Genomic DNA, 13,806 nt, shown 5'->3' with positions numbered 1-13,806 from the left:
CAGTGCGGCTCACCCGCGGGTCCGGGCTGGGGCTGGGCGTCGCCCTGCTCTGGTTCAGCCTGCTGGTGCTGATCCCGCTGGCGGCGGTCGTCGCGACGGCCGCCGCCGGCGGGTGGGACGGGTTCTGGCGGGCGGTGACGAACGAGCAGACGGCCGCGGCGATCCGGCTCACGGTCGGGACGGCGCTGCTGGTCACCATCGTGAACGTGGTGATGGGGACGCTGATCGCGTGGGTCCTGGTGCGCGACCGGTTCCCCGGGCAGCGCGCGCTCGAGGTGCTCATCGACGTGCCGTTCGCGCTGCCGACGATCGTCGCCGGGCTGGTGCTGCTGTCGCTGTACGGGCCGGACAGCCCGCTCGGCCTGGACGTCGCGAACACCCGGGCCGCGGTGTTCCTGGCCTTCCTGTTCGTGACGCTGCCGTTCGTGGTCCGGACGGTGCAGCCGGTGCTGGCCGAGCTGGACCGGGAGGTCGAGGAGGCGGCGGCCTCGCTGGGCGCGTCGAGGCTCACGACGTTCCGCCGGATCATCCTGCCGGCGCTGGCCCCGGCCATCGCGGCCGGCGCGGCGCTCTCGTTCGCCCGCGGCGTCAGCGAGTACGGCTCGCTGGTGCTGCTGTCGGGCAACCTGCCGATGCAGACGGAGGTGACGTCGGTGCGGATCCTCAGCAGCATCGAGAACGACAACCTCGCCAACGCCGCGGCGGTGGCGACGGTGCTGCTGGCGGTCTCGTTCGCGGTGATCGTCGCGCTCGACGTCATCCAGCGCCGGGTGGGCCGCCGTGGGTAGGGGCCGCGGGCCCGGCCGGTGGGCCGCCCGCGCCATCGTGACGGCGTACCTGGTGCTGCTGGTCGCGTGGCCGCTGTGGCTGGTCGCGCAGCACACCTTCGACGGCGGGCTGGACCACCTGCGCGGCATCGTCGACGACCCCGACGTCGTGCACGCGCTGCGGCTCACCGTCGTCGTCGCGGTCATCTCGGTCGTGCTGAACACGGTGTTCGGGGTCGGCATCTCGCTGCTCGTCGTGCGCTACGCGTTCCCCGGGAAGCGGCTGCTGAACGCGCTGCTGGACGTGCCTCTGTCGGTGTCGCCGATCGTGGTCGGGCTGGCACTGGTGCTGGTCTACGGCGGGCGGTCCGGCTGGTTCGGGCCGGCGCTGGAGTCCGCCGGGCTGCAGGTGATCTTCTCCACGCCGGGCATCGTGCTGGCGACGACGTTCGTCGCGTTGCCACTGGTGATCCGCGAGGTGGTGCCCGTCCTCGAGGAGATCGGCACCGAGCAGGAGCAGGCGGCGCAGAGCCTCGGCGCGACGGCCGCGCAGACGTTCCGCCGCATCACGCTGCCGGCGATCCGCTGGGGCGTCACGTACGGCGTGGTGCTCAGCCTGGCGCGGTCGCTGGGCGAGTTCGGCGCTGTCAAGGTCGTCTCCGGCAACGTCCTCGGCGAGACCCGCACCGCCACGCTCGTCGTCGAGGAGAAGTACCTGAACTTCGATCAGGGCGGCGCCTACGCCACCGCGTTCCTGCTCGCGCTGGTCGCCGTCGCCTGCATCGTCGTCGTGTCCGTCATCCGGCCGAAGGAGGATCCCCGTTGAGCATCGAGATCACCGGCGTGACCAAGCGCTTCGGCGACTTCGTGGCGCTGGAGGACGTCTCCGTCAGCATCCCGTCCGGTCAGCTCACCGCGCTGCTCGGCCCGTCCGGCGGCGGCAAGTCGACGCTGCTGCGGATCATCGCCGGGCTGGAGTACGCCGACGCCGGCGCCGTCGGCATCGAGGGCCTGGACGCCACCGCGCTGCCGGCCCGCAAGCGCGGCGTCGGTTTCGTCTTCCAGCACTACGCCGCGTTCAAGCACCTCACCGTGCGGCGCAACATCGCGTTCGGGCTGGAGATCCGCAAGCGGCCGAAGGACGAGATCCGCCGCCGGGTGGACGAGCTGCTGGCGCTGGTGCACCTGGAGCAGTTCGCCGAGCGGCTGCCGGCGCAGCTGTCCGGCGGCCAGCGCCAGCGCATGGCGCTGGCCCGCGCGCTCGCCGTCGAGCCGAAGGTGCTGCTGCTGGACGAGCCGTTCGGCGCGCTGGACGCGAAGGTCCGCAAGGAGCTGCGCGAATGGCTGCGCCGGCTGCATGACGAGGTGCACGTCACCACCGTCTTCGTCACGCACGACCAGGAGGAGGCGCTGGAGGTGGCGGACGAGATCGTCGTGGTCAACGAGGGCCGGGTGGAGCAGATCGGCACCCCCGACCAGCTCTACGACGAGCCGGCCAACGACTTCGTCATGCGCTTCCTCGGGCCGGTGACGCAGCTGGGCGACCTGCTGGTCCGTCCGCACGACGTCGCACTGGCGCCGGGCGCGGACGACCCGGACGCGGTCGCCGGGCGGGTCGCGCGAGTGGTGCGGGTCGGCTTCGAGGTGCGGGTCGAGATCAGCACCGGCGACCAGGTCGTGCTGGCCACCCTGACCCGCACCGAGTTCCTGCGCCTGGGCATCGGCGTCGGCGCGACGGTGTCCGTGCGGGTGGTGCCCGGTGCGCCCGTCGTGCCGGTGCGGGGTTCTGTCGTTCGATCGGGTCTGGAGGTTCCCGCGAGATGAGCATCGTGACAGTGGTCGGCAACCCGCGGCCGGGGTCGCGCACGCTGGGGGTGGCGACGGCGCTGTCGTCGGCCGTCGCCGCCCGTGCCGGCCTGCCGGAGGGCCCGGTCTTCGACCTGGCCGGGTTCGGCGGGCAGTGGCTGGGCGACCTGGCGTCCGACGGAGAGTCGGCGCTCGCCGTGGCGGCCGAGGCGTCGGTGCTGGTCGTGGCCACACCGACGTACAAGGCCAGCTACACCGGGCTGCTCAAGGCGTTCCTCGACCGGCTGCCCGGCGGCGCGCTGCGCGGGACCGTCGCCGTGCCCGTGACAGTGGCCGCCGCGCCGACCCACCGGTTCGTCGCCGACCTGCAGCTGCGCCCCGTCCTCGCCGAGCTGGGCGCCACCCTGCCGGTGCCGTCGTTCGTGGTGGAGGAGCGGGAGCTGCCGGACCTGCTGGCGCTGGCCGAGCGCTGGGCCACCGGCCACGGCCCCGTCCTGGCCGCGACGGCCGGCGCCCTGGCCGCCGTTTAGGCGAGGCCGAGCTCGGCCAGGACGGCGTCCCCGGCCGGCGCCGCGCCGGCGAGGAGGAGCGTCCTGGCCTGCTGGTAGGGGCAGCCAGCCGCCTCGAATGCGGCGGCGGTGGCGAGCAGGCGCTCGGGGTCGTCGTCGACGAGGGCGGCGGCGCGGTCCAGCAGCGCGCCGGCGACCGGATTGCCGTCGACGACGGGGCGGGCGGCGGCCAGCCGGCCGGCGGCGTCGGCCCGGCCGGCCAGCACCGCTGCCTCGGCGGCCAGCGCGGCGTGCCAGTGCAGCAGGATCCCGGTGCGCCACGGGCCCGGCTCCCCGTCGCCGGGGTCGAGCAGGTCGAACGCGGCGCCGGCCCGGCCGTCGTGCAGCAGGACGATCGCGTCGAAGACGGGGCTGTAGCCGGCCCGGTCCTCGGCGGTCACGCCCAGCTGGTCGAGGACGGCCAGCCACTCGGCCCGGGCGGCGGCGTCGCCGCGCAGCCCGTGGATCATCGCCACGCCCGCGGCGACCGGCCCGAAGCCGCGGCCCGGTGGCCGGCCGGCCCGGGTCCAGCCGTCGAGGAACCGGCCGGCCGCGGCGATGACGTCAGTGCCGTGGCCGGCGAGGGCGTCGGCCATGATCAGCCGGGACGTGGCGACGTGGCCGGTCTCGGCCAGCGGCGGCAGGTCGCGCAGCTGCCGCCCTTGCCGTCGCGCCGCCGGCAGGTCGCCGACGCCGATGCTGGTCGCCGTGGCGATCTGGAGCGCGTCGATCAGCTCGTCGGTGGCGGCGGGCGTGACCGGGACCGCGTCGAGCCGGGCGACGCGGCGGTCAGCGGTGGCCGCGGCGGCGACGGTGTCGCCGGCCCGGCGCTGCGCGGCGGTCAGCGCCTGCAGGGCGGCGCTCTCGGCCAGCGGGTCGCCGAGCCGGCGGGCCAGCTCGACCGCGCGTTCGGCCAGCGCGGTCAGCTCGGCGGCCGACGGCGCGGGCCGGTCCCGTTCGGCGAAGAACGCGTAGCCGAGCGCGTCGCACTCGGCCAGGGCCACGGCGGCCAGCGCGGCGGGGTCGTCGCCGGCCAGCTCGCGGGCCCGAACGAGCAGCGCGGCCGGCTCGTCGCGCGCGGGCCGCCGGGCGAACGTCGCGGCCTTCCGGTACGACGTGGTGGCGGCCGTGGCGAGGTCACGGGCCGCGGCCGCCGAGTCGCCGGCGGCGAGCGCGGCGTCGCCGGCGGCCTGCCAGAGACGGTAGGTGTCGTCGCCGAGCGCCCGGCACGCGGCGACACTCGCGGCCGATCGCAGCGCGGCCGGGTCGTCGGCGAGCGCCGCCGCCTGCTCGTAGCGCAGCTGGGACTCGCCGAGCAGGTTGCGGGTGAAGGCCAGCCGGGCCAGCAGCAGGGCCAGCGGGTGCGCGCCGGCCCGCGGTCCGGCGTCCCGCGCCGCCCAGCCGAGGGTGGCGCGCAGGTCGTCGGCGACCGCGTCGAACCGGGCCCGCCAGTCACCGGTCAGCGGCGCCGGGTCGGCGGCCAACTCCCCGGCCACGGCCAGGCACCAGCGCAGCTGCCGGGTCCGGGTGGCGTCCTCGTCGCCGGACGCGGCGAGCCGTTCGGCGCCGTACTGGCGGATGGTCTCCGCCGTCCGGTACCGGGTGGCCCCGGCCGACGCCGTGACGCTCAGCAGGTGCTGGTCGGCCAGCCGGGCCAGCCCGTCGACGACCTCGCCGGCCTCGAGCGGAGCGAACCCGGCCACAGTCTCGGCGGCCGCGGCGGTGAACGGTGCGACGAACACCGAGACCCGCCGCAGCAACGCGAGGTCGGGCTCGGCCAGCAGCGCCTGGCTCCAGTCCAGCACGGCCCGCACCGAACGGTGCCGGTCGTCGGCCCGGTAGCCGCCGACCAGCAGCCGCAGGTGATCGGAGAGCCCCGCGGCCAGCCCGTCGAACCCCAGCGCGGGCAGGCGGGCGGCGGCCAGCTCGATGGCCAGCGCCACCCCGTCGAGCTTGCGGCACACGTCGGCGACCTGGTCCAGGTCCGCAGCCTCGACGGTCCAGCCCACGGCCGCGGCACGGTCGGCGAACAGGGCGACGGCGTCGGAGTCGCCGTCCAGCGACAGCGGCGGCACCGAGTAGACGCGTTCGAACGGCACCGAGAGCCGGGCCCGGCTGGTGGTCAGCACGTGCACCGACGGGCAGCGCGCCAGTAGCCGTTCGACGAACGGGGCCACGCCGCCGGGCAGGTGCTCGCAGTTGTCCAGCACCAGCAGGGCGCGCCGGTCGGCCAGGGCGGCCGTCACCGAATCGTCGATGCCGCGGCCCTGCTGCTCGCCGACGCCGAGGGCGGCCGCCACGGCGGAGCCGACCATCGCGGGATCGGTGACCGGCACGAGGTCGACGAACCACACGCCGTCGGCGAAGTCGGCGGCGAGGCCGGCTGCGACGGCCAGCGCCAGCCGGGTCTTGCCGACGCCGCCCGGTCCGACGGCGCTGACCTGACGGTGCGCGCCGACGGCCGCGCGCAGCTCACGGCGTTCCTCGTCGCGGCCGATGAACGGGTTCAGCGGCGCCGGGAGCCCGGCCAGCGCCTGGCTGGTCCGCTCGGCGTGGGCGGCCTCGGCCGCGAGCGCGGCCAGCGCCCGGCGGTCGGGCGCCCCGAGCTTGCGCAGCAGCGACGACACGTGGGTCTCGACCGTGCGCACCGAGATGACCAGCTGCGCGGCGATCTCGGCGTTGCTGCGGTGGTCGCCGACCAGCGCCAGGACCTCGGCCTCGCGCGCCGAGATGGCCGTGGTGGCCGCCTGCTTCGACACCTCGCCCAGTATTCCGTACGGGCTCCGTGACCAGACCCGTGCTCGGCACGGATGCGAGCGCACCCGGCCCGGCGGGAGGCTGGTTCGGCAGGCCCGATCCACCGAGGAGGCAGCCGTGAGCCACGGCATCAAGACCATCATCGTCCCGGTCCGCGACCTGGGCCGAGCCCGGGCGCTCTACGGGAGCGTCCTGGGCGTGCCGCCCTACGCCGACGAGCCCTACTACGTCGGGTTCCGGGTCGGCGACCAGGAGATCGGGCTGGACCCGAACGGCCACGGCCACGGCATGACCGGCCCCGTCGGCTACTGCCACGTGGCCGACGCCGCCGCGGCCCTGCGCCGGGCGGTCGAGGCCGGCTGGCGCGTCCGTCAGGACGTCAAGGACGTCGGCGCCGGGCAGCTGGCCGCCGTCGTCGAGGACGCCAGCGGCAATCTGCTCGGCTTCCTCCAGCGCTGACCACCCGAACCCCACAACCGAAGGAAACCCATCATGACCACCATCGACCACGTCACCCTCGAGGTGGCCGACCCCGCGGCCGCCGCCGGCTTCTACGCGTCACTCGGCCTGGAAGAGCGGGTCCGGGTCCGGTCCGGCGCGCCGGCGACCGGCTTCAGCGGGTTCACGCTGTCGCTCGTCGCGTCCCAGCCGAGCACCGTCGACGCGCTCGTCGCCGCCGCCGTCGAAGCCGGCGCCACCGTGCTGAAGCCCGCCTCGAAGTCGCTGTGGGGCTACGGCGGGGTCGTGACGGCCCCGGACGGGACGATCGTGACGTTCGCGTCGTCGTCGAAGAAGGACACCGGCCCGGCCACCCGGCAGGTCGACGACGTCGTGCTCCAGCTGGGCGTCGACGACGTGGCCGCGAGCCGGCAGTTCTACGCGGACCACGGCTTCACCGTCGCGAAGAGCTTCGGCCGCAAGTACGTCGAGTTCGACACCGGCGCCGTCACGCTGACCCTCAACCGGCGCAAGTCGCTGGCCAAGGTCGCCGGCGTCGACCCGGACGGCTCCGACGCGCACGGCGTCGTCATCGGCGGTGCGGACGGCGCCTTCACCGACCCCGACGGGTTCCGGTGGGAGTCCTAGTTCGAGGACTCGAGCAGCTCCGCGACGAGGAAGGCCAGCTCCAGCGACTGCGTGCGGTTGAGCCGCGGGTCGCAGACGGTCTCGTAGCGGCTGCCCAGGCCGTCCTCGGCGATGGGGTCGCCGCCGCCGACGCACTCGGTGACGTCGTCGCCGGTGAGCTCGACGTGGATGCCGCCGGGGTGGGTGCCCAGCGCACGGTGCACTTCGAAGAAGCCGCGCACTTCGTCGACGACGTCGTCGAAGCGGCGGGTCTTGTGGCCGCTGGCGGCCTCGTAGGTGTTGCCGTGCATCGGGTCGCAGATCCAGGACGCGACCAGGCCGTCGGCTGCCGCCTTCTGGACCAGCGCCGGCAGCGCCTCGCGGATCTTCCCGGCGCCCATGCGGGTGACGAACGTCAGGCGGCCCGGCTCGCGCTGCGGGTCGAGCTTCTCGGCCAGCGCCAGCAGCTGGTCGGGCGTGGTGGTGGGGCCGACCTTGACGCCGATGGGGTTGCGGATGCGCGCCGCGAACTCCAGGTGGGCGCCGTCGAGCTGGCGGGTCCGCTCGCCGATCCACACGTAGTGGCCGGACACGTCGTAGGGCGCGCCGGTGCGGGAGTCGACGCGGGTCAGCGCCAGCTCGTAGTCGAGCAGCAGCGCCTCGTGGCTGGAGTACAGCTCGACGGTGCGCAGCTGGTCGGTGTCGATCTCGATGGCGCGCATGAACTTCAGCGCCTGGTCGAGCCGCCGCGCGAGTCGCTCGTAGCGCTGCCCGGCCGGCGACGTGCGGACGAAGTCGGTGTTCCAGGCGTGCACCTGGTGGAGGTCGGCGAACCCGCCGCCGACGAACGCGCGGGTGAGGTTCAGCGTGGCCGACGACGCGTGGTAGGCGCGCACCATGCGGTGCGGGTCGGGCACCCGCGCGCCGGGCGTGAACTCGAAGTCGTTGACGATGTCGCCGCGGAAGGCGGGCAGCGTGACGCCGTCGCGGGTCTCGGTGGACTTCGACCGCGGCTTCGCGTACTGGCCGGCCAGCCGGGCGATCTTCACGACCGGGACGCTGGCGGCGTAGGTGAGCACGACCGCCATCTGCAGGAGCGTCTTGAGCTTGTTGCGCACGTTGTCGGCGCTGACCCCGGCGAAGGTCTCGGCGCAGTCGCCGCCCTGCAGGACGAACGCCTCGCCGCGGGACACGGCGGCCAGCCGCTCGCGCAGCACGTCGCACTCGCCGGCGAACACCAGCGGCGGCATGGCGCGCAGCTGCGCGACGGCGTCGTGGACGGCGGCGGGGTCGGGCCACTCGGGCTGCTGGCCGGCCGGCAGCGCGCCGACCGCCTCAGTCAGCTCGGTGTACAGCGCAAGGTCCTCCGGGGAGTTCACACCTGACAGGGTAGGCCGCGCCGCGTCGCGCCCGCCGCGAACGCCCATACCCCGGACAGCTCGCCTGGCGGTCTCAGGTGCCGAAGGTAGGGTGTCAGGCGATCCGTCCCCTCCGACAGAAGGTCACCTCACATGCCCGAGAGCACACCGGTGCGCAAGGTCGCGATGCTCACGGCCGGCGGCCTGGCGCCGTGCCTGTCGTCGGCCGTCGGCGGCCTGATCGAGCGGTACACCGAGATCGCGCCCGAGGTCGAGATCATCGCTTATCTCGACGGCTACGCGGGCCTGCTGACCGGCCGCTCCATCACCGTCACGCCCGAGATGCGGGCCACGGCGTCGCGGCTGCACCGGTTCGGCGGCTCCCCCATCGGCAACAGCCGGGTCAAGCTGACCAACGTCGCCGACTGCGTGAAGCGCGGGCTGGTCCAGGAGGGCCAGGACCCGCTGCACGTGGCCGCCGAGCAGCTCACCCGCGACGGCGTCGACGTGCTGCACACCATCGGCGGCGACGACACCAACACCACGGCCGCCGACCTCGCCGCCTACCTCGCGACGAACGACTACGAGCTGACCGTCGTCGGGCTGCCGAAGACCGTCGACAACGACATCGTGCCGGTGCGGCAGAGCCTGGGCGCCTGGACGGCCGCCGAGCAGGGCTCGGTCTATGCCCGCAACATCATCGCCGAGCACTCCTCCAACCCGCGCATGCTCATCGTGCACGAGGTCATGGGCCGGCACTGCGGCTGGCTGACGGCCGCCACGGCACGCGCCTACCGCAAGTGGCTGGCCGCCCAGGAATGGGCGCCCGAGCTGGGCGTCGACCCTCGCCGCTGGGACGTCCACGCCGTGTACGTGCCCGAGCAGAAGCTCGACCTCGACGCCGAGGCCGGCCGGCTGCGCTCGCTGATGGACGACCTGGGCTGCGTCAACATCTTCCTGTCCGAGGGCGCCGGTGTCGACGCCATCGTCGGCGAGCTCGAGGCGGCCGGCGAAGAGGTCCCCCGCGACCCGTTCGGCCACGTCAAGATCGACAAGATCAACCCCGGCGCCTGGTTCGCGAAGCAGTTCGCCGCCCGGGTCGGCGCCGAGAAGGTCATGGTGCAGAAGAGCGGCTACTTCAGCCGCTCCGCCGCCGCCAACTCCGACGACCTGCGCCTCATCAAGAGCTGCACCGACCTCGCCGTCGAGTGCGCGCTGCGGCACGAGGGCGGGCTGATCGGCCACGACGAGGAGCGCGGCGGCCGGCTGCGCGCCATCGAGTTCGACCGCATCAAGGGCGGCAAGGAGTTCGACCCGTCCACGCCCTGGTTCGCCGACCTGATCGGGGCGATCGGGCAGCCGGCCTGACTTCCGCCACCACGGCGACAGCCGGAGCCGAGGCCCGTCCTCGGTTCCGGCCGGACGTCGAGGGCCTGCGCGCCGTCGCGGTGCTGCTCGTGCTCGCCTATCACGCGGGCCTGCCGCTGGTCAGCGGCGGGTTCGTCGGCGTGGACGTGTTCTTCGTCATCTCCGGCTTCCTCATCACCGGGCTGATCCTGCGCGAGGTCGAATCGACCGGGCGACTGCGGCTGGGCCGCTTCTACGCCCGCCGGATCCGCCGGCTGCTCCCGGCGACGGCGGTCGTGCTGGCCGCGACGGCCGGGCTGACGTTGCTGCTGCTCCCGCCGCTGCGCTGGCCGTCGGTGGCCGGCGACATCGCGGCGTCGGCGACGTACGTGGTCAACTGGACCCTGGCCGCCGACTCGGTCGACTACCTGGCCGCGGGCGACGCGCCCAGCCCCGTGCAGCACTTCTGGTCACTGGCCGTCGAGGAGCAGTTCTACCTGCTCTGGCCGGTGCTGATCCTCGCGCTGGTGTGGTGGTGCCGGCGCCGCCGCGGCGGGTCGGTGCGGCGGACGCTGCTGGCCGGGCTCGCGGCGGTCGCGGTGCCGTCGTTCGCGTGGTCGGTGCACCTGACGGCGGCGTCGCCGGGCGCGGCGTACTTCGTGTCGACGACGCGGGCGTGGGAGCTGGCGGCCGGTGCGGCGGTGGCGATCGGCGCGCGGCGGCTGGAACGGCTGCCGGCGTGGGTGGCCGGCGCGCTGGCCGGCGGCGGACTGGCGGCCGTCGGCTGGGCGGCCCTGACCTACGACGCTGCGACGGCGTTCCCCGGCGCGGCGGCGCTGCTGCCGGTGCTCGGGACGGCCGCGGTGATCGCGGCGGGCGTTTCGACGGTGCGGACGACGCCGGGGCGGCTGCTCGGGAGCGCCCCGATGCGGTGGGTGGGCGGGTTGTCGTACTCGCTGTACCTGTGGCACTGGCCGCTGCTGCTGACGGCCGGTGCGGTGTGGGGCGCGCTGTCGCCGCAGCAGGGGACGCTGGTGGTGCTGGCCGCGTTCGTGCCGGCCTGGCTCACGCACCGGCTGGTCGAGGCGCCGATCCACCACGCCCGCGTGCTCGCCGTCCGGCCGCGGCGGGCGTTCGCCGTCGGGGTGGCGGCGACGGCGACGGCGCTGCTGGCCGCGCTGGTCACGGTCAAGGCGGTCCCGGAGTACGCGACCGCCGACGCCGCGCCGGGCGCCGCCGTCCTCGCACCCGACCCGGCCGGCGACCCCGACGGCGTCCCCGTCGACCAGGTGCCCGCGATGACGCCGGACCCGATCGACGTCCCCGAGGACAACCCGGACATCTACCCCGACGGCTGCCAGCAGAACGCCGAGGACGCCGACCTCGCCAGCTGCGCGTACGGCGACCTCGACGCCGGCCGCGTCATCGCGCTGGCCGGCGACTCGCACGCGGCGCAGTGGCAGCCCGCGCTGGACGTGCTGGGCGAGCGGTACGGCTGGCGCATCGAGACGTACACGAAGTCGTCCTGCGGGTTCTTCTCCGTCGAGGTCACGACCGCGGCCGGTGCGCCGTACACGTCCTGCCACGACTGGAACGAGGCGCTGCTGGACCGCCTGACCGGCCCGGACAAGCCGGAGCTGGTGGTGACGTCGGGCAGCAACTCGTACCGGGTGTGGGAGGACGGCCGCGAGCTGGGCGACGACGCCAGTGCCGAGCGGCTGGCCGACGGGCTGCGCGACAGCTGGCAGGCGGTGCGCGACGCCGGGGTCGAGCTGGTGGTGCTGGAGAACACGCCGTGGCTCGACCAGGACCCGGCCGAGTGCGTCAGCGCGAACCCGGACCGCCTCACCGAGTGCGCCCAGCCGCGCGCCGACGCCGTCGAGAAGGCCGGCGACGAGCAGCGGGTGGCCGCCGGCGAGCTGGGCGACGTCGACGTCGTCGACCTCAACCGGGCCATCTGCCCGACCGACGAGTGCCCCGCGGTCATCGGCAACGTGGTGGTCTGGCGCGACGACCACCACCTCACCGCGACGTACGCGCGCAGCCTCGCCTCGCACCTGGAGACGCAGCTGCGCCCGTACCTCGCCGCGGCCCGCCGGTCAGCCGCCTAGGAAGGCTTCCAGCAGCGGGCCGGCGGTGCGCGAGCCGGACTCGCCGTCCTCGACGAACACCGCGACGGCGAGGTCGCCCTGCGTCGCGATCATCCAGGCGTGCAACCGGACCTCGCCGTCGGCCTCGTACTCGGCGGTGCCGGTCTTCGCGCCGACGGGGTCGCCGGGGACGTCGCCGAGGAACGCGCCGCTGCCGTCCTCGACCACGGCGCGCATGAGGTCCTGCAGGACGGCCGCCTCGTCGGCGGTCAGGGTGCTCTCGGGCGCCGCGGCGGGCGGGTCGACCAGCGTCGGCGCCACCGTGTGCCCGGCGGCGACCGAGGCGGCCACCGTGGCCATGGCCAGCGGCGACGCCAGCACCTCGCCCTGGCCGATCATCGACGCGGCGTGCGCGGTGCCGTCGGCCTCGGCCGGGACCGCGCCGAGGAAGGCCGGCGCGCCGGCCTGGTACTCGGCGCCGAGCCCCAGCGACGCCGCGGCCTGCGCCAGCGCGGCCTGGTCGGCGACACCGTTCTGGCTGATGAACGCGGTGTTGCAGGAGTTCGCGACGGCCTGGCGCAGGGTGATGTCGCCGAGGGCGCCGGACGGGTAGTCGTCGTAGTTCTCGAACGCGCGGCCGTCGACGGTGACCGTCGGGGTGCACGGCACCGTGGACTCGGCGGTCAGCCCGGCGCGCAGCAGCGCCAGCGACGTCACCACCTTGAACGTCGAGCCGGGCGCGTACTGGCCGAGCGTCGCCGTCGAGTAGCCCTCGCCGCCGGGCCCGCTGGCCGCGGCCAGGACGGCGCCGGTGGACGGCTGGACCGCGACGATGGCGCTGGCCGGGCCGACGTCGGCGAGGATGGTCTCGGCGCGGGTCTGCAGGTCGATGTCGAGCGTCGTCGCCAGCGGGGTGCCGGCCACCGGCTCGCGCTCGAACAGCACCTCCGGCTCGGCCGGCGCGGACTCGTCCGCGGGCGCGTCCGCGGCGGGGGACGCGGTGGCGGTGGGGTCGTCGGCCGGCGCCGGCGGCACCAGCTCGACGGCCAGCCCGGGCGTGCCGCCGAGCTGCTCGTCGTACTGCGCCTGCAGCCCGGACAGCCCGACGACGTCACCGGCGACGATGCGCCCGCCGGACTCCTCGACCAGTTCGGCCGTGGCGTCGCCGACGGTGCCGAGGACGGGCCGGGCGAAGTCGCGGGTCGGGGCCAGCGCGAGCGTGTCGTCGATGGCGACGGCGCCCTCGATGGCCGCGATCTGGTCCAGCAGCGGCGCGGCGTCGCCCTCGCGCAGCGTGATGGCGTCGACGAAGGCCCGCTCCCCCGCGCCCTGGACGCGCTCGGTGAACCCGGCCGGGTCGACGCCCACCAGCTCGGCCAGCGACGCGGCGGACGCGGGCGCCAGCGCGGCGTCGACGCGGGTCTTGTCGATGCCGATGCGGTACACGGGCCGCTCGGTGACGACGACCGCGCCGCCGGCGCCCAGGATGTCCGCGCGCGGCGCCTGCGTGCGCGAGAGGTCGAGCGTGGCGCCGTCGGTGAGCTGCGGGTGCAGGACCGCGGGCGACCAGTCGACCGTCCAGCCGGCCTCGGTGTCGTCGGCGACCCGCAGCGTGGCGGTCGTCTGATAGGTCCAGTCGGGGGTGTCCGGGGTCGCGGAGGTGGCCGCGGGCGTCTCCGCCGGCGTCTCCGTCCCCTCCGCGGGCGACGCGGCGGAGCCGTCGAGGTCCCAGCCGACGTCGAGGGTGACCTCGCGGGTGTTCTCGTCGTCGGTCTGCGCGAGGTCGGCGACGGTGACGGTGCGGGTGGCCGCCCCCATGCCGGCGACCATGGCCTCGACGGCCGCGTTCGCGTCCTCGGCACCGGCGTCGCCGAGCGGGACGCCGGTGAAGTCGCCGGACGCGACCGCGTCGGCCAGCTGCTCGGCCACCGGCGTGGCGTCGGGCGGATCGTCGCTGCTGCACCCCGCCGCCGTCGCCACCAACACGCCACCGGCCATGGCCGCGAGAGTTCGCCGCGTCCTGATCATTGTTCCCCGTTCCTCACCGTCGTCCCGCATACCCTAGCGC

Annotated in this window: 11 protein-coding genes; 8 read left to right on the top strand and 3 right to left on the bottom strand. The window is 75.0% G+C overall.

Going from position 1 to position 13,806, the window contains the following annotated elements; all coding sequences use genetic code 11:
* The first annotated feature begins 2 nt into the window (after window positions 1–2).
* The 4 genes from cysT to BLV02_RS09895 are packed head-to-tail and all read left to right on the top strand — an operon-like array spanning window position 3 to window position 3,103.
* Complete coding sequence (gene cysT / locus BLV02_RS09910) at window positions 3–788, top strand: sulfate ABC transporter permease subunit CysT (protein WP_218133500.1); 786 nt, start codon at window positions 3–5, stop codon at window positions 786–788.
* Complete coding sequence (locus BLV02_RS09905; protein ID WP_069115306.1) at window positions 781–1,593, top strand: sulfate ABC transporter permease; 813 nt, start codon at window positions 781–783, stop codon at window positions 1,591–1,593. Before cysT ends, BLV02_RS09905 begins: the two co-directional genes overlap by 8 nt.
* On the top strand, window positions 1,590–2,591 hold the full coding sequence (locus tag BLV02_RS09900) for a sulfate/molybdate ABC transporter ATP-binding protein (protein WP_069115305.1): 1,002 nt from the start codon (window positions 1,590–1,592) through the stop codon (window positions 2,589–2,591). The genes BLV02_RS09905 and BLV02_RS09900 overlap by 4 nt, the downstream gene beginning before the upstream one ends.
* Complete coding sequence (locus BLV02_RS09895) at window positions 2,588–3,103, top strand: NADPH-dependent FMN reductase (RefSeq protein ID WP_069115304.1); 516 nt, start codon at window positions 2,588–2,590, stop codon at window positions 3,101–3,103. Before BLV02_RS09900 ends, BLV02_RS09895 begins: the two co-directional genes overlap by 4 nt.
* Here BLV02_RS09895 and BLV02_RS09890 read toward each other — a convergent pair.
* On the bottom strand, window positions 3,100–5,880 hold the full coding sequence (locus BLV02_RS09890; protein ID WP_069115303.1) for an ATP-binding protein: 2,781 nt from the start codon (window positions 5,878–5,880) through the stop codon (window positions 3,100–3,102). The two genes, BLV02_RS09895 and BLV02_RS09890, sit on opposite strands and share 4 nt — an antisense overlap.
* 115 nt (window positions 5,881–5,995) lie before the next feature.
* On the opposite strand from BLV02_RS09890, the gene BLV02_RS09885 reads away from it, so the two are divergent.
* Complete coding sequence (locus BLV02_RS09885) at window positions 5,996–6,337, top strand: VOC family protein (protein ID WP_069115302.1); 342 nt, start codon at window positions 5,996–5,998, stop codon at window positions 6,335–6,337.
* Window positions 6,338–6,370: 33 nt separating this feature from the next.
* The gene (locus BLV02_RS09880; protein WP_069115301.1) at window positions 6,371–6,964 is read left to right on the top strand and encodes a VOC family protein; all 594 of its coding nucleotides are present in this window, start codon (window positions 6,371–6,373) and stop codon (window positions 6,962–6,964) included.
* Here BLV02_RS09880 and BLV02_RS09875 read toward each other — a convergent pair.
* Window positions 6,961–8,322 (bottom strand): class II 3-deoxy-7-phosphoheptulonate synthase, encoded by a 1,362-nt coding sequence (locus BLV02_RS09875; protein ID WP_245737721.1) that lies wholly within the window; start codon window positions 8,320–8,322, stop codon window positions 6,961–6,963. The genes BLV02_RS09880 and BLV02_RS09875 overlap by 4 nt on opposite strands.
* A 132-nt stretch (window positions 8,323–8,454) precedes the next feature.
* Here BLV02_RS09875 and BLV02_RS09870 point away from each other — a divergent pair, with 132 nt between their 5' ends.
* The gene (locus BLV02_RS09870; RefSeq protein WP_069115300.1) at window positions 8,455–9,669 is read left to right on the top strand and encodes a pyrophosphate--fructose-6-phosphate 1-phosphotransferase; all 1,215 of its coding nucleotides are present in this window, start codon (window positions 8,455–8,457) and stop codon (window positions 9,667–9,669) included.
* Window positions 9,627–11,759, top strand: coding sequence for an acyltransferase family protein (locus tag BLV02_RS09865; RefSeq protein ID WP_083289298.1), 2,133 nt, complete (start codon window positions 9,627–9,629; stop codon window positions 11,757–11,759). The genes BLV02_RS09870 and BLV02_RS09865 overlap by 43 nt, the downstream gene beginning before the upstream one ends.
* Here BLV02_RS09865 and BLV02_RS09860 read toward each other — a convergent pair.
* Window positions 11,748–13,736, bottom strand: a complete 1,989-nt coding sequence (locus BLV02_RS09860) for a penicillin-binding transpeptidase domain-containing protein (RefSeq protein WP_216094628.1) — start codon at window positions 13,734–13,736, stop codon at window positions 11,748–11,750. The genes BLV02_RS09865 and BLV02_RS09860 overlap by 12 nt on opposite strands.
* Window positions 13,737–13,806: the final 70 nt, after the last annotated feature.

Origin of the sequence: Jiangella alba (assembly GCF_900106035.1) — a bacterium.
Taxonomy (GTDB): Bacteria; Actinomycetota; Actinomycetes; order Jiangellales; family Jiangellaceae; genus Jiangella; species Jiangella alba.
Note: the sequence above shows the minus strand (reverse complement) of the source record. Positions and strands in the feature narration are given on the sequence as shown.